General features: G+C 43.4%; 20 protein-coding genes. 16 read left to right on the top strand and 4 right to left on the bottom strand.

The genetic code is table 11. From position 1 onward, the window contains the following. Positions 1-134: 134 nt before the first annotated feature. The 3 genes from NRIC_RS09960 to NRIC_RS09950 are packed head-to-tail and all read left to right on the top strand — an operon-like array spanning position 135 to position 2200. Complete coding sequence (locus tag NRIC_RS09960) at positions 135-833, top strand: NAD-dependent protein deacylase (RefSeq protein WP_146622562.1); 699 nt, start codon at positions 135-137, stop codon at positions 831-833. A gap of 3 nt (positions 834-836) precedes the next feature. Then, positions 837-1673: a chorismate mutase gene (locus NRIC_RS09955; RefSeq protein ID WP_146622561.1), complete on the top strand. Its 837-nt coding sequence runs from the start codon at positions 837-839 to the stop codon at positions 1671-1673. Between the two features lie 2 nt (positions 1674-1675). After that, the gene (locus tag NRIC_RS09950) at positions 1676-2200 is read left to right on the top strand and encodes a transcription repressor NadR (RefSeq protein ID WP_146622560.1); all 525 of its coding nucleotides are present in this window, start codon (positions 1676-1678) and stop codon (positions 2198-2200) included. 15 nt (positions 2201-2215) lie between these two features. On the opposite strand, the gene def is transcribed toward NRIC_RS09950, so the two are convergent. After that, positions 2216-2779: a peptide deformylase gene (def, locus tag NRIC_RS09945; RefSeq protein ID WP_146622559.1), complete on the bottom strand. Its 564-nt coding sequence runs from the start codon at positions 2777-2779 to the stop codon at positions 2216-2218. A gap of 267 nt (positions 2780-3046) precedes the next feature. On the opposite strand from def, the gene rpsO reads away from it, so the two are divergent. The 4 genes from rpsO to NRIC_RS09925 all read left to right on the top strand — a co-directional run bounded on the left by rpsO (position 3047) and on the right by NRIC_RS09925 (position 8352). Next, entirely contained in the window at positions 3047-3316 is a 270-nt protein-coding gene (rpsO, locus tag NRIC_RS09940; protein ID WP_146622558.1) for a 30S ribosomal protein S15, read from the top strand. A 207-nt stretch (positions 3317-3523) separates the two neighbouring features. Continuing rightward, on the top strand, positions 3524-5641 hold the full coding sequence (gene pnp, locus NRIC_RS09935) for a polyribonucleotide nucleotidyltransferase (RefSeq protein ID WP_146622557.1): 2118 nt from the start codon (positions 3524-3526) through the stop codon (positions 5639-5641). A gap of 248 nt (positions 5642-5889) precedes the next feature. Further along, positions 5890-7884 carry a KUP/HAK/KT family potassium transporter gene (locus NRIC_RS09930; RefSeq protein WP_146622556.1) on the top strand — a complete coding sequence of 665 codons (1995 nt, stop codon included), beginning with the start codon at positions 5890-5892 and terminating at the stop codon, positions 7882-7884. Positions 7885-7950: 66 nt separating this feature from the next. Beyond that, positions 7951-8352, top strand: coding sequence for a PTS sugar transporter subunit IIB domain-containing protein (locus NRIC_RS09925; protein ID WP_146622555.1), 402 nt, complete (start codon positions 7951-7953; stop codon positions 8350-8352). A gap of 82 nt (positions 8353-8434) precedes the next feature. Here NRIC_RS09925 and NRIC_RS09920 read toward each other — a convergent pair whose 3' ends face one another. Further along, on the bottom strand, positions 8435-9826 hold the full coding sequence (locus NRIC_RS09920) for an MATE family efflux transporter (RefSeq protein ID WP_146622554.1): 1392 nt from the start codon (positions 9824-9826) through the stop codon (positions 8435-8437). Between the two features lie 215 nt (positions 9827-10041). Continuing rightward, on the bottom strand, positions 10042-10365 hold the full coding sequence (locus NRIC_RS09915; protein WP_146622553.1) for a DUF960 domain-containing protein: 324 nt from the start codon (positions 10363-10365) through the stop codon (positions 10042-10044). A gap of 192 nt (positions 10366-10557) precedes the next feature. On the opposite strand from NRIC_RS09915, the gene NRIC_RS09910 reads away from it, so the two are divergent. The 7 genes from NRIC_RS09910 to NRIC_RS09880 all read left to right on the top strand — a co-directional run bounded on the left by NRIC_RS09910 (position 10558) and on the right by NRIC_RS09880 (position 17992). Further along, positions 10558-13329 (top strand): sigma-54-dependent transcriptional regulator, encoded by a 2772-nt coding sequence (locus NRIC_RS09910; protein ID WP_146622552.1) that lies wholly within the window; start codon positions 10558-10560, stop codon positions 13327-13329. A gap of 72 nt (positions 13330-13401) precedes the next feature. After that, complete coding sequence (locus tag NRIC_RS09905) at positions 13402-13821, top strand: PTS sugar transporter subunit IIA (RefSeq protein WP_146622551.1); 420 nt, start codon at positions 13402-13404, stop codon at positions 13819-13821. Between the two features lie 21 nt (positions 13822-13842). Then, positions 13843-14313: a PTS sugar transporter subunit IIB gene (locus NRIC_RS09900; RefSeq protein ID WP_146622550.1), complete on the top strand. Its 471-nt coding sequence runs from the start codon at positions 13843-13845 to the stop codon at positions 14311-14313. Positions 14314-14329: 16 nt separating this feature from the next. Beyond that, on the top strand, positions 14330-15115 hold the full coding sequence (locus tag NRIC_RS09895) for a PTS mannose/fructose/sorbose/N-acetylgalactosamine transporter subunit IIC (protein ID WP_146622549.1): 786 nt from the start codon (positions 14330-14332) through the stop codon (positions 15113-15115). Continuing rightward, positions 15099-15920, top strand: coding sequence for a PTS system mannose/fructose/sorbose family transporter subunit IID (locus NRIC_RS09890; RefSeq protein ID WP_146622687.1), 822 nt, complete (start codon positions 15099-15101; stop codon positions 15918-15920). Before NRIC_RS09895 ends, NRIC_RS09890 begins: the two co-directional genes overlap by 17 nt. A gap of 10 nt (positions 15921-15930) precedes the next feature. Then, a complete protein-coding gene (locus tag NRIC_RS09885) occupies positions 15931-16977 on the top strand; it encodes an SIS domain-containing protein (RefSeq protein WP_146622548.1) in 1047 nt (348 codons plus the stop codon). Between the two features lie 10 nt (positions 16978-16987). Continuing rightward, positions 16988-17992: an SIS domain-containing protein gene (locus tag NRIC_RS09880; RefSeq protein ID WP_146622547.1), complete on the top strand. Its 1005-nt coding sequence runs from the start codon at positions 16988-16990 to the stop codon at positions 17990-17992. 45 nt (positions 17993-18037) lie between these two features. Here NRIC_RS09880 and NRIC_RS09875 read toward each other — a convergent pair whose 3' ends face one another. Continuing rightward, entirely contained in the window at positions 18038-18658 is a 621-nt protein-coding gene (locus NRIC_RS09875) for a 50S ribosomal protein L25/general stress protein Ctc (protein WP_146622546.1), read from the bottom strand. Positions 18659-19151: 493 nt separating this feature from the next. Here NRIC_RS09875 and NRIC_RS09870 point away from each other — a divergent pair, with 493 nt between their 5' ends. Both NRIC_RS09870 and NRIC_RS09865 read left to right on the top strand, forming a co-directional pair. Then, the gene (locus NRIC_RS09870) at positions 19152-19868 is read left to right on the top strand and encodes a 16S rRNA pseudouridine(516) synthase (RefSeq protein ID WP_146622545.1); all 717 of its coding nucleotides are present in this window, start codon (positions 19152-19154) and stop codon (positions 19866-19868) included. 11 nt (positions 19869-19879) lie between these two features. Next, positions 19880-20566 carry a YjjG family noncanonical pyrimidine nucleotidase gene (locus NRIC_RS09865; protein WP_146622544.1) on the top strand — a complete coding sequence of 229 codons (687 nt, stop codon included), beginning with the start codon at positions 19880-19882 and terminating at the stop codon, positions 20564-20566. The last annotated feature ends 52 nt before the right edge of the window (positions 20567-20618 follow it).

The raw sequence follows: 20618 nt of genomic DNA, 5'->3' as shown, positions 1-20618 counted from the left end.
TTTTCCCTCCGAATAGTTCTTTGTTTTAGTCAATTTAACCATACATTTTTATTCCACTTTATGCAAACCGTGGAATGCTATATAGTAGTAATTGAAAGAAAAGTCAAAGGACGATTAGGAACGGAGGATCAGTGATGGAAACAATAGTTCAAAAAGCAGTCCAGATGATCCAACAGGCGCAAACCATCACATTTTTGACCGGAGCCGGGGTCTCAACCCCTTCAGGCGTGCCGGATTATCGATCATTGAAGGGCATTTATCAAGGAATCGAGGCACCAGAGTATCTGCTGAGCATTGATTGCTTGAATCGAGAACCTGAGAAATTTTACAGTTTTGCTAAAACGTTATATCATCCAGAAGCAGCACCTAACGTAATCCACAAAAAAATGGCAAAGTTGGAAAAACGAAAATCCGTACAAATTGTTTCACAAAACATCGACGGTCTGCATCGAGCTGCAGGCAGTCAGCGATTCGTTGATTTCCATGGGTCGTTGTATGAATGCACGTGCCGAACCTGCGGCCAAAAGGTCCCTTGGCAAGAATATCTGATCTCCGACAGCCATCGAGACTGTGGGGGTCAAATTCGTCCGGACATTGTTTTGTATGGAGAAGGCTTTACGGAGGATACAATCCAGCGAGCGGTTCAGGCGGTTCATTCAGCTGACTTGCTCGTCATCGCAGGAACCAGCTTTCAAGTCCATCCATTTTGTGATTTAATAAATGAAAAGAAAGACACTGCAGCTGTTTTAGTCATCAATCAAACCCCGATCCCGATCTGGGAGACCCATACCTTTGTTGAGGCAAACGGGACAGCTGTTTTTGAAAGGTTGTAGAGAATGGAACGTACAGAAAAAGAAAAAATGATTGCTGGTGATCTTTATATCGCGGGAGATCCAGAATTGGCCGCGGATCGTCGCAGCGCACGTATCCGTTTAAGGGAGATCAACGGAGAAATCGACTCGGAGAAAAGACAGCAGCTGGTCAAAGCAACGTTTGGCAGGACGGGAAACCATGTCCATGTAGAACCCACGATCTCATTTGATTATGGCTACAACATCTTTGTAGGCGAAAATTTTTATTGCAATTTCCACAATGTTTTTTTGGATATTTGTCCGATCACGATCGGAGATAACTGCTTGTTTGGCCCCAATTGTCAGCTGTACACGGCATCGCATCCGTTGGAACCGATTAAACGCAACAGCGGACTTGAGTTTGGCAAGCCGATTACGATCGGCAACAACGTTTGGTTTGGCGGCGGAGTAGTGGTCACACCAGGAGTAACGCTAGGTGACAATGTCGTGGCTGCCGCCGGAGCTGTGATCACGAAATCCTTCCCAGCAAATGTCGTGGTCGGAGGCAATCCGGCCCGCATCATCAAGACAATCGAGACAGAAAAACCCGTAAATGCACTCGATCAGGTGCGTCAAACCATCGATCGGATCGATCGGCAATTAGTAGAGCTGATGGAACAACGCATGACTGCGGTGAAGGCCGTTGCGGCGTATAAAAAAACAAACCAGCAAGATGTTCTCGATCAGAGCAGAGAAACAAAAGTGCTGGAACAGGTTGCCGCTCAGGTCAAAGAGGATGACTATCGTGAGACCATCGTTGCGACGTTTGAAGACATGATGAAGCGTTCCCGTGAATTTCAAGCGAAAGAATTAGGTGAGTAGAGATGAAAGACGGAAACAAGCGCCGTGAAAAGATTCTAACCGATCTTGCTGCGGCAGAAAAACCGATCAGTGCTAGCCGCTTTGCCAAGGAGTTTGGGGTCAGCCGTCAGATCATCGTGGGAGATGTGGCCTTGCTGCGGGCGAGTGGAGAAGAGATTATCGCCACCGCTAGAGGCTATGTGCTTGAACAAAAAAGCACGAAACGAATCAGCAAACTAGCGGTTCAGCATGACGAAACCCAAGCTGAAGAAGAACTGCGGACGATCGTCGATAGGGGTGCAGAAATCATCGATGTCATCGTTGAGCATCCTTTATACGGAGAACTAGTAGGCGGGCTGCATATCAAGACCCAACAAGATGTCGATAATTTCCTGCAGAACTATCGTGCAACAGAGGCTAGTCTTTTGTCGCAACTGACAGACGGCATCCACTTGCATACGATCGCCTATGAGGAACCAGACGATTTAGCTAAGATCAAACAAGCCCTTTCGGAAAAAGGGATTTTATATGAAGAAAAAGAGGCGTAGCTCAGCTAGGCCTCTTTATTCAATCACCAGTACACCGTCTTCCAGGTGCAATGGATTTTGTTCGTTAATATGATCGTAGAACATGACACCATTGAGGTGGTCGATCTCGTGTTGAACGACGATGGCATCGTAGTTTTTTAGACGGATCTTTTGCTTGTTGCCGTCTTTGTCAAAATAGGAAACGGTAATCCGCGCAGCGCGAACCACATAGCCTGGAACTTCGCGGTCTACTGATAAACAGCCTTCCCCTTCGCCCAAGCAAGCTTGCTGAACGGAATGGCTTAAAATTTTCGGATTGTACATCACGGTGCTGAGTTCTGCTTCTGGTTTTTCAGGATCAATCGAAGGAACATGGACCGCAATGATGCGTTTGGAGATATCTAATTGGGGAGCAGCCAGGCCCACTCCGCCGCGCAGGTGCAGCTCTTCGGCCTTCTCGGGATCTTGACTGTTTTTCAAAAATTGAATCATTTCTTCCCCCAGCTTTACGTCCTCAGCCGATGGCGGAATTGGTACTTCCTGTGCGACCTCGCGCAAGGTGGGATGCCCTTCCCGGATAATGTCATCCATTGTGATCATTCAAAAGGTCTCCTCTCAAGTCTTTATTCATCAAGATAGTTTATCACAAAAGCGAGTCTTCGCAAATGAGCTGTTTAAAAAATGTATTTCTTTAAGGAAAATTACTGAATCAAAATCGGCTTTTATTCGCTGCATACCTTGCTTTTTTCAGTTAAATCAAGTAAAGTAATATAGGTATGTTGTTGCATACTTTGCCTACTACTTGGTTGGACGCTTCACCAACGTTTTACTCAGTTGTAGGAACAAAAGCAGAAAGAGGTGAAAAACATGGCATTAACAAAAGAACGTAAAAATGAAATCATCAATGATTTTGCTCGCCATGAAGGAGATACTGGTTCTCCAGAAGTACAAATCGCTGTATTGACGGAAGAAATCAATCAACTGAATGAGCATGCGCGTGTCCACAAAAAAGACCACCATTCATACCGCGGTCTAATGAAAAAAGTTGGTCATCGTCGTAACTTGTTGGCTTACCTGCGTAAGACTGACGTACAACGTTACCGTGAATTAATCCAACGTCTAGGACTACGTCGTTAATTCGTAACACTGAAAGTGAGGTTCCTAGGAATCTCACTTTTTTTGAAGTGATGTGTGGGTATCAGCCCACAGGTCTCAAAAACAAAAATAAAACATCCTCCGACCGGCCTGCCGTCACTCTACTAACCAAATGCAAGCTGCGAACCGCTTCGCATTTTCCATTTGTTTAGTAGCGTCGCACCAGTCAGAGGGAAAAAAGGAGAAATTATGTCAGAAAAACAAGTATTCAAAACAACTTGGGGCGGACGCCCCCTGCAAGTCGAAGTTGGTCAAATGGCGAAACAAGCCAACGGTGCTGTTTTGGTGCGTTATGGTGACACGGTTGTATTAAGTGCAGCAGTTGCTTCAAAGGAAGCAAGAGATACTGACTTTTTCCCGTTAACGATCAATTATGAAGAAAAAATGTATGCAGTAGGGAAAATCCCTGGCGGTTTCATCAAACGTGAGGGTCGTCCAAGTACGGATGCTACCTTGACTGCACGATTGATTGACCGTCCGATCCGTCCGATGTTTGCGGATGGCTTCCGTAACGAAGTACAAGTAACGAACGTTGTTATGAGTGTGGAACAAGATTGCTCCCCTTCAATGGCAGCGATGTTTGGTTCATCATTAGCGTTGGCTATTTCAGATATTCCATTTGACGGCCCGATCGCTGGTGTTGATGTAGGCCGTGTTAATGGCGACTATGTCTTGAACCCAACTGTTGAACAAAATGAAACTTCAGACATCAACTTAACGGTTGCCGGTACGAAGAAGGCCATCAACATGGTGGAGTCAGGTGCCAAAGAAGTTTCTGAAGAAGATATGTTAGGTGCCTTGCTATTTGGTTTTGAAGCGATCAAAGAAATGGTAGCTTTCCAAGAAGAAATCGTAGCAGCCGTAGGCAAACCTAAAATGGAAGTTCAATTATTGCAGGTAGACGCTGACTTGAAGAAAGAAATCTTTGACAGCTACTACGAAACAATGAAAACGGCCGTTATGACCGAAGAAAAATTGGCTCGTGAAGACGAAATCGATAAAGTCAAAGATACCGTAAAAGAAGTCTACGCAGAGAAATTTGCGGATCATGAAGATGCGGATCAATTAACTAAAGAAGTGAAACAAATCGCGGAAGATCTTGAAAAGGACGTCGTTCGTGAATTAATCACCATTGACAAAATTCGTCCGGATGGCCGTAAATTGGATGAAATCCGTCCTTTGGATTCTGAAGTAAGCGTATTGCCACGGGTTCACGGTTCAGGGCTATTCACTCGTGGACAAACACAAGCTTTGTCCGTATGTACATTAGCACCATTAGGAGAACACCAAATTATTGATGGTTTAGGAATTGAAGATTCTAAACGCTTCATCCATCACTATAACTTCCCACAATTCTCAGTCGGCTCAACTGGACGCGCGTTTGGTCCGGGCCGTCGTGAAATTGGGCATGGAGCGTTGGGTGAACGTGCCTTGGCACAAATCATTCCTAGTGAAGAAGACTTCCCGTATACGATTCGTTTGGTAGCAGAAGTACTGGAATCAAATGGTTCTTCGTCTCAAGCAAGTATTTGTGCTGGTACGCTGGCATTGATGGACGCGGGTGTTCCAATCAAAGCCCCGGTTGCCGGGATCGCGATGGGCTTGGTTTCAGACGGCGAAAACTACACGATCTTAACCGATATTCAAGGTTTGGAGGATCACTTGGGCGACATGGACTTTAAAGTTGCCGGAACCAAAGAAGGAATTACTGCGCTGCAAATGGATATCAAGATCCAGGGCATCACCGAACAAATCTTGACAGAAGCATTGGATCAAGCGAAAAAAGCCCGGATGGAAATCCTGGAAAACTTGACCAATACCTTGGCTACGCCGCGTGAAGAGTTGAGTCCGTATGCACCGAAGATCGAAATGATCAAGATCGATCCTGATAAGATCAAGACAGTTATCGGTAAAGGCGGCGACACAATCAATGGCATCATTGATGAAACCGGCGTGAAGATCGATATCGACCAAGAAGGTCTTGTCAGCATCGCGTCATCGGATGCTGAAATGATCCAAAAAGCCATTAAAATTATTGAAGAATTAACCAAAGAAGTCAAAGTCGGTGAAGTATACCTAGGTAAAGTTGTCCGTATCGAAAAATTTGGGGCTTTCGTCAACTTGATCAAAGGCAAGGATGCGTTGGTGCACATCTCTCAACTGGCGAATGAACGAGTTAACAAAGTGGAAGACGTTGTGAAAATGGGTGACGAAGTCTTAGTCAAAGTGACTGAGATCGATCGTCAAGGCCGTGTGAATGCTTCTCGCAAAGCGATGCTGACGGAAGAAAAGAATGAAGAAAAATAATTCTCAACTTTCAAGGTTATTCTTTGACAAAATGCCCAAAGATCCGGATAATGAGGGTACATTTTAGGGGAGTAGCGACATAGAGCTTCTATGCTTTTAGATCAACATCTAGTGCTCTGCACTGGTCTAAGAGAAAATTTGCAAGACCTAAACAATGGTGAAGACTATTGTTTAGGTCTTTTTTAGTTGCAAGCTCTCCTTTACAGAAATGAAAAAGATCGGCTTTATTTTGTCAGGAGTGTGCAGGAATGGAAAAGAGCAAGAGTTCGATGAAAAAGTTGTCTGCAGCGGGGCTGCTAGTCGCAATGGGCGTTGTGTACGGAGATATCGGGACGAGTCCGCTGTATGTAATGAAGGCCATTTTGATGGAAAACGGCGGCTTGGCGACAGTCACTAACGATTTTGTGATTGGGGTCGTCTCCTTGGTATTTTGGACGGTGACCTTATTGACCACGATCAAATATGTTATGATCGCCTTGAATGCAGACAATCATGGTGAGGGTGGTATTTTTTCTTTGTATACATTAGTACGAAAGGGCGGGAAGTTCTTGATCGTTCCTGCTATGATTGGCGGAGCTGCGCTTTTGGCCGATGGCGTGTTGACACCCGCCGTAACGGTGACTACTGCGATTGAGGGCTTGAGGGGAATTCCGGATTTCTACCAACGGTTTGGGAATAATCAAAACATTATCGTCGTGATTACGTTAGTGATTATTCTTTTCCTCTTTTTGATCCAGCGATTTGGGACTGATTTTGTCGGTCGTGCTTTCGGTCCCGTGATGCTGCTGTGGTTTACGTTTTTAGGTGTAATGGGGTTAATCAATATCCCTTATGACCTCAGTGTATTGAAGGCGTTGAATCCTTATTATGCGATCCAGCTGCTGTTTGATCCGGCTAACAAATCAGGCGTTTTTATTTTAGGCAGTATTTTCCTGGCGACAACGGGTGCAGAGGCGTTGTATTCTGATATGGGGCACGTAGGCAAAAAGAATATTCGCTTTAGCTGGCCCTATGTCTTTCTTTGTTTGATGTTGAATTATGCAGGGCAGGCTGCCTGGATTCTTCATGCAAAAGGAACCGCGGCTTTAGAAGCTGTCGAAGAGTTGAACCCCTTCTTTCAAATTTTGCCAGACGGCTGGATCGTATTTGGGGTGATTTTCGCTACAGTGGCGGCGATCATTGCGTCACAAGCGTTGATTTCAGGCTCCTTTACTTTGGTTTCTGAAGCAATCAAGCTGAAGCTGCTGCCTCGTATGCGTATTTTTTACCCAGGGAGCAGCATTGGACAAATGTATATTCCAGCTGTCAATTTTATTTTATGGGGGGCTTGCTCCTTGATTGTGCTGACCTTTCGAACATCTAGCCATATGGAAGCAGCCTATGGGCTTTCAATTACAGTAACAATGCTGATGACGACTTATCTGCTGTATCATTACATGATCCAAGAAAAGGTTTCGAAGCTATTGGCCTATTTAATGATTCTCTTTTTTGGGACACTCGAAGTATTCTTCTTTGTGTCCAGTATAACCAAATTCTTCCACGGCGGTTTTGTGGCAGTAGGGATGGCGCTGGTGATTTTAGCGTTGATGTACATTTGGCACCGCAGCAACCAAATTCAGGAAAATGCTAGTCAAGAGGTTTCTTTTCAAGCATACGTTAGTCAGCTGGAGGAACTGCACAAGGATGAAACGATTCCTTATTATCAAACCAATGTGGTCTTTCTGGTTCCTAAAATGGACGATGATCAAATTCCACAGCAATACATTTATTCCATTTTGGACAAACGTCTAAAACGGGCCAAAGCCTATTGGTTCGTCAATGTGGAGGTCACAGATGAACCTTATACAAAGGAATATGCGATCGATATGATGGGCACTGATTTTCTTGTAAAGGTTAAATTGTATTTAGGCTTCCGGGTCTCGCAGGACGTGAATGTTTACCTGCGTCAAATTATCCATGACTTGATGAAGGAAGGGCGATTGCCCAAACAGCCGCAGCATTATTCATTGACCCCCGGACGACAGGTCGGCGATTTTCGGTTTGTGCTGATCCAAGGGGAATTGTCCACTGTGACGGAATTGCCTAAATGGGATCGCCAAGTCATGCAGGCTCGATTGGCGATCAAGCGGCATGCGGTATCTCCAGAGCGCTGGTTCGGATTGGAATATAGCGAAGTTGTGTATGAAACCGTCCCTTTGATCGTTGGACAGACACGAAAGACGTGGTTGAAGGAACGGAAATAAATGGATGAGCAGTCATGAGATTTTTCATGGCTGCTTTTTGCAGCTTATTTCAGTGTTAGTACGCAAATGATCCATAATGACATTGATAAATTGAATGAATTACTGGAGACCTTGCATGCAAAAGAAATAGTAATTGAGATCGCAATCAGCACTTCAGAAATAGTGAAAAGCAAAATCAAAAATACGTTTCACGTCAATGTCGTTGGAACTTTTGGAGCAAGAGAAGGTGTCAGATGGCTATCTGAAAACAATGTGGATCTGGTGGTGACGACGATTCCATTAGAATTGAAAAGCATTCCAGTCGTTCAGGTGAATCCTTATTTTTCGGAAGACGACCAAGAAAGCATTTATCGGTTTTTCACGAAATCACTATCGAAAAATTACTGTCCATCATCGAGACTTGCACTCCTTTATCACCTAAAGAAGCGCAAACTCTTTCAAAAGAACTTTCTGCGTGTTTTAATTTAGCAAAAAATCATACGGATAAGAAGACAAAAAATCGCGTGGTACGCTGTTTATTAACAGGCGCCACGCGATTTTTATCGTACCTTTAATTCGTTGATAATTGACTCTTAGGTTCTTTCGACCGTTCAGGTTCTTCTTTTTGCTGACGTTCCAATTCCTTCAAATGGCGAATGGCCTTGATGGTCGATGGCAGCAGGACCGAAACAGAACCGATCCAAGCAAGGGGTGAAGCAAAGGCTGCTCCGGGGTAGCCATACAAGCCGGTCAAGATGATCGCTGCGAAAGAACGCATGATCAATTCCATCATGCCGGCAATAGTCGGGATTTTCGCTTGGCCAAGACCTTGCAGGGTGTAACGCAAAATAAATAAAATCGCAAGGACTGCGTATAAAGCTCCACTGATATTGAAGTAGACTTGTGCCAGGGCAAAAACTTGTGTTTCCCCTTTATCTACGAACAGTGCGATCAAATGATGACCGAAAACGATGACAGAAAATCCAGCCAGCAAGCTGAACAAAATGTTCATGATCAAACTTTGCTTGATTCCGGTCAGAATCCGGCCATATTGTCTAGCACCATAGTTTTGGGCAGTGAAGGTCGCCATAGTGATCCCAAAGGACATCATTGGCAAAATAGCAAATTGTTCGATTCGTCCAGCCGCAGCTTGGGCCGCTACTACATCTGTTCCCAGGCTGTTCAATGCCGATTGCAAAACCACAGCACCAATAGCGATAATCGATGATTGGAAGCCCATTGGTAAAGCGGTATTCAAGTGGAAACGAAGTTCGTTTTTATCCAATGAGAAATGTTTCCGACCGATCTGCAGCAACGGAATTCTTCTGCGAATATAAATGAGACACAACAAACTTGCTACGACTTGGGCGAACACGGTGGCATACCCAGCACCAGCGATTCCCATATGAAACTTCGTGATAAAGACAACGTCTAAAATAATATTTACAACGACCGCCATTGCTAGGAAAATCAATGGGGTGCGGCTGTCCCCCAATGCGCGAATCATGTTCGACAACAAATTGAACATCATCGCCGCAAAAATCCCGGCCAAGATGATCGAGATAAAGGATTGTGCTTGATCAATGATCTCTGGCGGTGTCTGCATGATCAATAAGAGCGGACGTAAAAACAAGAGACTCAGGGTGGTCAGGATAACCGTTACTGCGGCACTGATCACCACAGAAGCCGCAAAGCTTTTACGAACACCAAAAGTATCTTTGGCGCCAAAGCGTTGAGAGGTAATGATCGAAAGCCCAGAAGTCAACCCTTGGGCAAATCCGATGATCAAAAAGCTGACACTTCCTGTTGCACCAACCGCCGCTAACGCATCTTTGCCTAACGTCTGGCCAACGATAATCATATCGATCATATTATAAAATTGCTGTAAAACATTTCCGGCTAACAATGGGATGGTGAAGAATAAAATCAGTTTTGCAGGATTCCCGCGGGTAAGTTCTTTCATGGCTTTCATTTCCTTTCATGAAAATTGCTCACTAGATATTACCACAGAACCCACACAATGCAAGGGAAAATATTGAATTATCGAATATTTACAAAAAAAGCATACCAAAAGCGGTCGAAACCGCGCTGGTATGCCTTTTCAATAGGTAAAGAATTGTTTAACACTACTTGAATAAAATGCTTGTTTGAGTATTCAGTTACCACATGTTTCAAGAGTTAACGTTGTTTGATTTCATTGGGAAGTAAGATGGTTTGTTTCGTACCATCATCATAGGCATAGACTTCTGCAGGGAATTCTCTGGAATAAACAAACGGCAGGTCAATATCCATTTCGACCTCGCTGCCTTCTTGAGAAAAATGCATCGTCACATGTCCTTGTTGATTGATCAAATCAAAAGTCAACATGTTGTCCAAGGGAATCAAGCCCTTTAAATCTAGATCAATGATGAACCAGATGCTGTCAATCAGCTCACCAGGCATACTGGAGACTACACCGACAGAGGCATAACGGCTTCTATTTGCATCAAAGGTTTCAAACATGTTTTGTCCTCCTTTGCGGAACAGGTCTATAGGCTAATTATAGCGCAAATCACTGAACCTTGCCTTTGTAGTGCTTTATTGTAAAGCTTTTTATAAGAAAAAACAATTATTTACTACCAAAAAAAGGAATTTGTTTTTGTTGAGGACTTTGCTACAATCATAAGAAATCGACCATTTAAAGAGGTGAGAACCATGAAAGCAAAACTACTACACTATTTAGAAAATCAAACAGCCTTTATTGATTTGAAAGCAGTTAATGACATTTTTACGACTAAAAAGCTGGCTGAAATTTTTCAGGTGAAACGCAATACAATCAGTCATTACTTGAATCAGCTAAATGATGAAGGCTTATTAATCAAAGTAAATTCTCGTCCGGTCTATTATTTCCATAAAGAAGCCTTTGAAAGGCAGTTTTTCTCCTTGAGCCAAACCTATTATCGCTCGTTAGAAGAAATCATCAAGGAGCAGCCCTTGTTCGATCAGCAAAAGGACTTGTTTTCATTGTTAATTGGTCATGATAAAAGCTTAAGACGCGGTGTGGACCAAATAAAAACCGCCTTGGATTACCCTGGAAACGGCCTGCCGGTTTTAATCACTGGTGAAAGTGGTACGGGGAAAAGCTTCATGGTTAAGATCATTTATCAGTATTGTTTGGAAAATGGACTGATTGATGAAAATGCTCCGTTTGTGACCTTGAATTGCGCACAATATGCCAACAACCCTGAATTGTTGACTAGCAATCTCTTTGGTCATGTGAAGGGAGCCTTTACGGGAGCTGATCAGGACAAAGCAGGAGCGTTTGAGGCGGCGGATCAAGGAATTTTGTTTTTAGATGAAGTGCATCGCTTGAATCCTGAAGGACAGGAAAAACTGTTCACCTTTCTGGATCAGGGATTAATCTATCGAATGGGGGACACTGGCAATCCCTTGAAGATCAACACCCGTTTATTCTTCGCGACCACAGAGGATCTGCAAAGCAGCTTTTTAACTACGTTTATTCGACGAATCCCGATTCAAATTGAATTACCGACCTTAGCAGAGCGCAATCGGACGGAACGCTTAGAGTTAATTTATTCCTTTTTATTAAAAGAGCAGAGGAAGCTAAGGCGGACACTAAAGGTATCTGGTCAAGTATTGCAGCTGCTAGCCAGCGGCACTTGGAATGGCAACATTGGAGAGTTGAAAAATGTGGTGAAGGTCACTGTCGCAAAAGCATTTTCAGAACAAAAGACGGAAGAAGAAATTCAAGTTACCATCTATCATTTGCCAGAAAGCGGCTTGAGTCCTGCTCAACTGACCACTCAAACGACTGTTCAAGAAGAAATATGGATCACTGATCAACTTTCTTTGGAGCAGCTGGTAGAAAAGGCCCAGCCGAAGCAGCAGCGAGTCATGAGGACCTTCGAACGGTTATTAACAGAATTTCAGCAGCAAGAGTGCCAATTGGCAAACTGTGAAGAAAAGTTCAAAAAGGAAGTTGAAGGACTATTTGATTTTTTGCTGTTTGAAACGGATCGGCAGCAAAAGCAGGAGCTCCTCATTTATCTTACTCAATATGTGCGGGATACCTTTAATCAAATGGAAAGTGCCTACCAAATTCGCTTTAATGGAAACAGTGTGTATGCTATCAGCTACTACTTATTCCAGCGAGGAAGTAGTCATTGGTATCCGGAAGATCCCGATATTCATCGATTGATTAAGGAGTTGGAAAGGCAGGTAGAGCAGAGTTATGCCGCTAGCTATCGTTACGTCATCCGTATCCTCGAATTATGTCGCCCAAAACTAGATTTGGACATTTCACCGATGGACAAGGTGCTGTTGACGATTTATTTAAGAAAAACGGATTGGAAGAAGCTGGCGGGAATTCCTAAGGCGGTCATCGTAGCTCATGGCTATGCGACGGCCAGCAGTATTGCGAATGTTGCCAATCGTTTATTAGGCAAAGATATTTTTGAGTCCTTTGATATGCCGTTGGATGTTACTCCCCAGCAAATTGCTGAGGAAATTTTAAACTACAGCGAATACCACGATGTTTCTAATGGTCTAGTAATTTTGGTTGATATGGGATCATTAAAGGAAATCTATCAATATTTTCCTAAGCAGATTACGACACCGATTGTTATTATGAACAATGTAACGACACCTTTGGCGATTGCAATGGGGGAACAGGTGCAGCAGCAAAAATCCTTACAGGAAATTGTCCAGCAAACCGCTGAGGCAGCACCATTAGACTGGGAAATTATTTACCCTGAGAAGAATAAGCTGCAGGTTTTGATTACCACCTGCTTTACCGGGATCGGGACAGCTGAACACATTTGTCATTTGCTAGAAAAAAGCTTACCATCAACTTCTAGCTTGAAGATTTTGCCTTACGAGTATTCCTTGTTAAAGGAGAAAAAGGAAACGGAAACTATCTTTTCGATGTATGAAGTTTTGGGCGTCATTGGGACAGCTGATCCTGAAATACCAACAGTTCCGTATTTATCCTTAGAGGAGCTGATTTCTGGGGATGAGGAGCAGACCTTGGCTCGCTGGCTGGACAAAGCGTTAACTCCCGAAGAAAATGCTGTGTTTAACAGCAATATTATCCGCAATTTCTCATTGGAAAAGGTAATTGACTCAGTCACTATTCTTGATACTGATAAAGTCATGGGGGAAATTGAACTGTTCATGCGGGAGCTGGAGAGTCTTGCAAAGCTGACCATCAGCAATGCGAAGAAGCTGGCTTTGTATGTACATGTCAGCTGTTTGATTGAACGACTAATTCGGAATGTAGCGATTGACAGCTACCAGGGCTATGAAGAATTGTATCAGTGTCAAAAAGAAGTTCTCCAACAGATCGAAACGGCCTTTAGTGTCATAGAAAAGGTTTATAGTGTCAAAATTCCTGAATCAGAGATTGCCTACATCTACGACATTGTCTTTAAGACAACTGATACAACAGCCGAAATTGAAGATTTTTAACAGCAGCAAGTTCTTTGCCACTAAACTTGGCATAGGACTTGCTTTTATTTAGGTGTAAGCGAGGTGAAGAGTATGGCAAGAAAAATTATTTTGGCCTCTCATGGTAAATTTGCATCAGGAATTTTGAGTTCCTTACAGCTGATCTGTGGAGGAGATACATCCATTACAGCGCTAGATTGTTATCTGGAAGAAACTTTTGATTTAACGAAAGAAGTACAGGAGATCGTTAAAATTCATGCAGCTGATGATCTGATTGTTGTCACGGATTTATTTGGCGGCAGTGTCAACAATGAATTCCTGCATTATATTCGTTATCCGAATTTCTATCTAGTGGCTGGCTTGAATTTACCCTTCTTAATTGGCTTGACGACTAGAATGACCAGTCTTAATACTACCGCGGGAATTATTCAAGAAGCGCTGGAGGAAGCGAAAGAGAGTATTCAATTTTGTAACGAAGCCGTTAAAAAGGAATTAGCGGAGGAAGAATTTTAAACGAAACAGGAGGAACGAAAGATGATTTTATTGACGAGAGTGGACCATCGTTTGCTGCATGGTCAGGTTGCTTTTTCTTGGACTCAAACAATTGGAGCGGATTGTATTTTGATTGCCAACAATGATGTGCCAACCAATGAGATTCGCAAAACAACCATCAAGCTGGCTAAACCACAAGGAGTCAAACTAGTAATCAAGAACATTGAAGATTCTATCGCGGCTTTGAAAAGTGGTGTAACTGACAAGTACAAATTATTTATCGTAGTGGAATCCATTGCCGATGCTTATAAGCTGGCAGAAGCTTATCCGGAAATTAAACGAATTAACTTAGGAGGGATAAAAGCTAAAGAAGGTTCTCGCAGTATTGGTAAATCTGTCAATGTTGTGCCAGAAGAGGAAGAATTGCTAAAGCAGCTGGTGGAAAAGGGAATTGAGATAGATATTCAACAGGTACCATCAGAGAAAAAAGTGAAGGTTACGGAAGTACTATAAGAAATGGGGGAGAACAATGGGAGTACAAGCTATCTTGCTGGGGATTGTGGCATTTATTGTACAGTCGGAATATGCGTTGGGAACATCACTGCTTTCAAGGCCGATTGTGACGGGCTTGTTTGTAGGGATTGTATTAGGTGATGTGAAAACGGGTGTCATTATGGGAGCAACGTTGGAGTTAGCATTTATTGGTTCATTTTCAGTTGGCGGTTCCATTCCGCCTGATGTAGTAACAGGTGGGGTGTTAGGTACGGCATTTGCGATCACCGCAGGAGCAGGAACGGAAACGGCCTTGCTGCTAGGGCTGCCAATTGCTACCTTAACCTTGATTTTAAAGAATGTTTATTTAGGTTTGTTGATCCCAATTATGAACCACAAAGCCGATGATTACGCTGAACAAGGAAACTATAAAGGTGTCGAACGAATGCATTTATTGGCGGGCTTTGGCTTGTCCTTCATGTTGGGATTAGTCGTTACGATTTCCTTTATGGTAGGCAGTAAAACAGTTGGCAGTTTATTAAACAGTATTCCAGAATTTGTGCAGCACGGCCTAAGTGTGGCAACTGGATTAATTCCGGCTTTAGGGTTTGCGATGCTGGCTCGCTTGCTGCTAAACAAGAAAGTAGCACCTTACTTTTTCTTAGGCTTCGCTTTAGCTGCCTATTTAGAAATTCCAGTGACTGGTTTGGCTATTTTCGGAGCAATTGTAGCCGTTGTTGTTGTGAATATCATGAATGTTCGGGCGGCTCAGCCTGTTCAAACCACTACCGGGGAGGTAATCGATGATGACGAAGACTTCTAATAATGAGTTGAAAATTACTAAAAAGGACTTAAATAAAGTATTCTGGCGCTCCTTCCAAATGGAATTTTCCTGGAATTATGAGCGGCAAATGAATATGGCCTACGCTTATGCAATGATTCCGATTTTGAAAAAATTGTATACCACCAAAGAAACGATGGCCAATGGTCTGAAGCGACATTTGGAATTCTTTAACACCACGCCTCACGTGGTTACACTGATTTTAGGGATTAATGCGGCGATGGAAGAGGAAAATGCCAATGATCCTAACTTTGATGTAACAGCCATCGACAGTATCAAAACATCATTGATGGGGCCATTAGCTGGAATTGGTGATTCCTTGTTCTGGGGAACGCTGCGTTTGATTGCAACTGGTATCGGAACCTCACTAGCCGTTCAAGGAAATATTTTGGGTCCAATTTTATTTTTAATCATCTTCAATGTTCCGCATCTTTTGTTCCGTTACTTTGCGACTGGCTGGGGCTACAGATTAGGAACCGGCTTTTTGAAGAAAATCCAAGAAAACGGCATGATGGAAAGTTTAACTTTTGGTGCAGCGATTATCGGATTGATGGTGGTCGGTGGAATGACTGCGACCATGATCGAGGTAAATATTCCACTGCAAATTGGCTCTGGCGACAATGCGGTGACTGTTCAAAGCTTGTTTGATGATATTGTTCCTAAAATTTTATCTTTGGGAGCGTTTGGCGGAGTGTTCTACCTACTAAAGAAAGAGTTGAATCCATTAATCATTTTAATCAGTATCGCAGTGGTAGGTATTTTGGGTTCTTTGATAGGAATTTTTTAGGAGGGAAAATATGGCAACCATGTTGGATTATATCCATGAAGAAGAACCAACGTTATTACGTATTCTAGATAACTTCTCAGAGACGACAGATGCCAAATTGGCAAACAGCAAAAATATTTTAGTGTTGGCAACCGGCTCTTCTTACAATGCTTGTCTGGCAGCTAAAGTTGCGCTAGAGCAATTAGGCGATGTATCAATCACGATTGAGGAGCCCTATCATTTTCAGCATTATGGCAAGCTTTCTTCAGCGATTGATACGGTCATTGCGGTTTCTCAGAGTGGAAAAAGTGCCTCAACCAGTTATGCTTTAGAAGCCTTAGAGCATTCGGAGCTGTACACTATAGCCCTAACTAGTAATCTAGACAGCTCCCTGGCACAAAAAGCCGATCGGACGATTGACTTGAACATCGGTGTAGAGACAGTTGGTTTTGTTACGAAAGGGTATGCAGCAACCGTATTACAGCTGATGCTCTTAGGTCTGGCGATCGGGCAAGCTAAAGGGCTGCCGAAAGAAAAAGTGCAACAGACAATCAAAGAGCTGCGGAAATTGATTAAACGTATTCCTTCAATTATTGAGGCATCAGAAGCCTTTTTCGCAAAACACGAAGCGATCTTTAAGCTTTCAGAACGATTTATCGGTATTGGCTATGGAGCCAACTGGGGAACGGTCAAAGAATTTGAAACTAAATTTACCGAAACGGTTCGCGAGCCTTCCCAAGGCTTTGAGCTGGAGGCTTATATGCATGGACCATATCTTGAAGCCGACAGCCAGCATGTCCTATTTTTTGTAGAGACAGCAGATGAGAATGCTCAACGTGCAGAGATGCTTCGAAAATACATGGAGCCAGCGGTGGGACAGACTTTTATTATCACAGCTGGAAGAAGCGATGAAGAGAATGTTTTAGGCTTGGAAATTGAAGGCGAGAAGTTTTTCTCTTCCTTAGTGATGGTCATTCCGTTCCAATTATTTGCTTGCCGAACCGCAGCAGCTAAAGGGATCGATTTGAGTCAACGGATTTTTGATGATTTTGACGAGGTATTAAAAAGTAAATTATAGAGGTGAAGACATGTTAAAGTTCAACGAACAGCAACAAATCGAAGACATTCAAGGCGCATTAGCTTTACGACCAGAGGTAGAAAAGCTGGTAGATCAGGTCTGGGAAAAAGGCTTTGACGCAATTTATTATTTAGGAATTGGCGGGACCTACGCTTCTGCAATGCAAGCTGTTACGTATATCAATGGAAAAAGCGCACTTCCAGCCTATGTTCAACATGCAGCGGAATATTATACGACTGGTAATCAACGTCTGACAAAAGATTCCTTGGTCATTTTATCTTCGGTTACTGGAACAACGGAAGAAGTGGTAAAGGCTGTTAAGGAAATCAAAAAGGCAGGCGCGGTACTGCTAGGTTTTATCGACACACCTGACAGCATTCTGGCCGATTTGTGTGATCACGTCATTTCGTATCCAAACCCTGGAACTGAGCAATTAAAATTCTTTATGGTGGCAGATCGCTTGATGAAAAATAATGGAGACTTTGAAGATTACGCAGAGTACTATCAAGAATTAGATGAGCATTTAGCTGTGGGTCTCGTAGAAGCGGAGAAACAAGCAGACGCGTTTGGCTTGAAGTTTGTAGAAAAACATCGTCATGATCCCATGCATTATTTCATCGGAGCAGGAAATCAGTGGGGAGCCGTTTACTCTTATGCTATGTGCTATTGGGAAGAGCAAAGCTGGTTGCGTTCCAAATCGATTCATGCAGCAGAATTTCTGCATGGTACCTTGGAAGTAGTGGATGAAACAACACCAGTCACTTTATTCTTAGGGGAAGACGAACAACGACCATTAGCCGAACGAGTAGCGAAGCTATTGCCGCGAATTTGTGGCGATTACACCTTCATCGATACAAAGGATTATCCTGTTGCAGGGATCAGTGAAAAATATCGCGGACGTATCCTGTCACCTTTATTAATGCATTGTGTCACACAACGAATTGATGCCCATATTGAAAAATTGAATTGTCATCCCTTGGATATTCGCCGCTATTATCGTCAGTTTGAGTATTAAAAAAAGCAGGAGGTCAGCTGATCTCCTGCTTTTGATGGGTTAAGCTTACTCTTCTGATTCACCGATTACTTCTGGTTCTGCTGCTTCAGCGGGCTCTTCGGTATCTGCTTCTGGTTCTTCTTGTGCTTCTTGAACCGATGCGATTTGTTCTTCTGCGTCTGTGATAACTTCATAGTCATCATTTTTTGGCAGATCTGCAATCGTGAGTGATTGACCGATTTCCAGCTCAGTAACATCCACTTCGATATTGTCTGGCAATTTGTCTGGTGTTGCGGAAACAACAACGGTGTAAAGGGTTTGTGTCAATACGCCGCCTGCTTTCGTGCCCGCTGCTTCACCAGTAAGGACGATTTCTGTTTCTGCTTCAGTTGTCTCCTTCATGTTGACTGACAAGAATTCAATATGTGTCAATGCATGAGTGAAGGTATCTGATTGGGTTTCCTTGATCAGAGTATTGACTTTTTTTCCATTCAAATCCAATGAGAATACAGTATTCGCGCCGTTTTCACGCAATAATCGCATCAATTCATGGTCATCCACTGAGATCGGAGTGCTTTCGACTTGATAGCCATAAACGATCGCCGGGATTTTACCTTCGTGACGTAGCTTGTTGCGCAGGGAACGGGGACGAGTTGCTCTTTCTTCTACTTTCAATGTTACTGCCATAACCAAATTCCTCCTTAAAATGTGACTGTCTGTTGGTTTTCAGACAGGTTTTATTTAAGTGACGGGTTATTCTCAGCACAATGGTTTTGCGAAAAATACGCAAAAAGACAGTCGCAGGCGCAACTGTCCAAAAAAAGTCTGGGTTCAACTTTCTCTACCAGGTCATTACGCTGTGTATGAGAAACCTTTGATTCACTTAGGTTGACCGCATCTATTTTGCGGCCTACTAAAATGGTACCGCTCTTTTTGACGAATTGCAAGGAAAACACTTGTCTATTAAGAAGAGATAACTCAGTTTATAAAATGAAGCACAGAAGAGGCATGCCGTTTTATCTGTTCATTCTTTGTTCTCAGGTCAGTCAGTACAAGAGAACTTAGCTTCAGAAGATGTGTTGCGGTGGTTGTTGCAAAATGGATGACGGTGTCTTTTTTTGAGTTGCATTCGCTGATGAATCCAGTATAATGAGTCCGATGAGCATGAAGGAGTTTAGCAATGCGATTGGACAAAGTGATCGAAAACAATTTACATACGACGAGAAAAGCGATGAAGCGGCTCTTTCTTATGAAAAGAGTTTGGGTCGATGGCAAGATCGAGCAAAATCCTCAACGAAATGTAGACAGTCAACTGCATAAGGTTCTTGTTGATGGAAAACGATTGACAACTCAGCATGTGTATTATCTTTTGAACAAGCCGAAGGGAGTCGTGACGGCTAAGCAGGACAGGCAGATTGAAACGGTCGTGGATCTGATTGCTGTAAAGGATCGCCGAACGGATTTGTATCCTGTCGGCCGACTGGATCGTGATACCCATGGCTTGCTGCTATTGACGGACAACGGTCAGCTGGGGTATGATCTTTTGCAGCCGGGATCAAAGGTCGAAAAAACCTATCGTGCAGAGGTCAATGAATCGGTAGGCGCAGACGACATCCGGGCTTTTTCTGAAGGAATCATTTTTCACGGTGGGGTCCGTTGTCAAAGCGCCCAGCTCACGGTATTGACTGCTGAAACAAGTTCATCGACGGTAGAATTGACGATTCACGAGGGGAAATTCCATCAGGTGAAGAAAATGTTTCTGGCGCGCGGGATGAAGGTGACTGACCTGCAGCGCAAAACGATGGGGCCTTTGCATCTTCCAGAAGACTTGGCACCTGGCGAATATCGTCCGTTGATGTTTGAGGAGTTAACTGCGTTAAAAAAATACTTTAGATAGAGGGAATAGCGATGGGATACACGACAGTATTGTTTGATATTGATGATACGCTGCTTGATTTTAAAGATGCGGAAGCGCAGGCTTTGAACAAATTATTCCAAGAACTGGGGCTGCCGGACGACCCAAATCAAAAGCTGGAGTACAAGGAAATGAATCGTGGACTTTGGCAGCAGCACGAAGCAGGTCTTTTATCACGAGAGGAGTTGTTGGCAACACGCTTCAGCAGATTTTTTGAACGTTATAACAAGCAGGTAGACGGACCCGCTACTGAGGCACGCTATCGCTATTACTTGAATCAAGGACATAAACGCATCGAGCACGCGTTGGAGCTCGTGCAGCGCTTGAGTCAAAGCAAAGATCTGTATGTTGTCACGAATGGAGTTTCCGTGACCCAAAGGCAGCGATTGCATCAATCCGGATTGGCGCCTTTTTTCAAAAAGCTGTTCATCTCTGAAGAACTGGGTGTTCATAAGCCCATGCGCGAATTCTTCGAGATCGTGTTTAAGGAGATTCCGCAAATCAATAAAAAGGAGACGGTGATCATCGGCGATTCCTTGACGTCCGACATTCAGGGCGGGGTGACCGCTGGAATCGATACGATCTGGATGAATCCGACTGGTAAAAAAGCTGAGGTGATTCAGCCAACCTATCAGATCCAGCGGCTGACCGACCTGTACGGAATTTTAGAAGATTTTTGATAAATCCATAGTAATCTGAATGGATTTCGCTATAATAGGTGTAGCGAAAAGA

It is taken from the genome of Enterococcus florum, from assembly GCF_004309355.1.
Classification (GTDB): domain Bacteria; phylum Bacillota; class Bacilli; order Lactobacillales; family Enterococcaceae; genus Enterococcus_A; species Enterococcus_A florum.
This window is presented reverse-complemented; position numbering and strand designations above follow the sequence as displayed.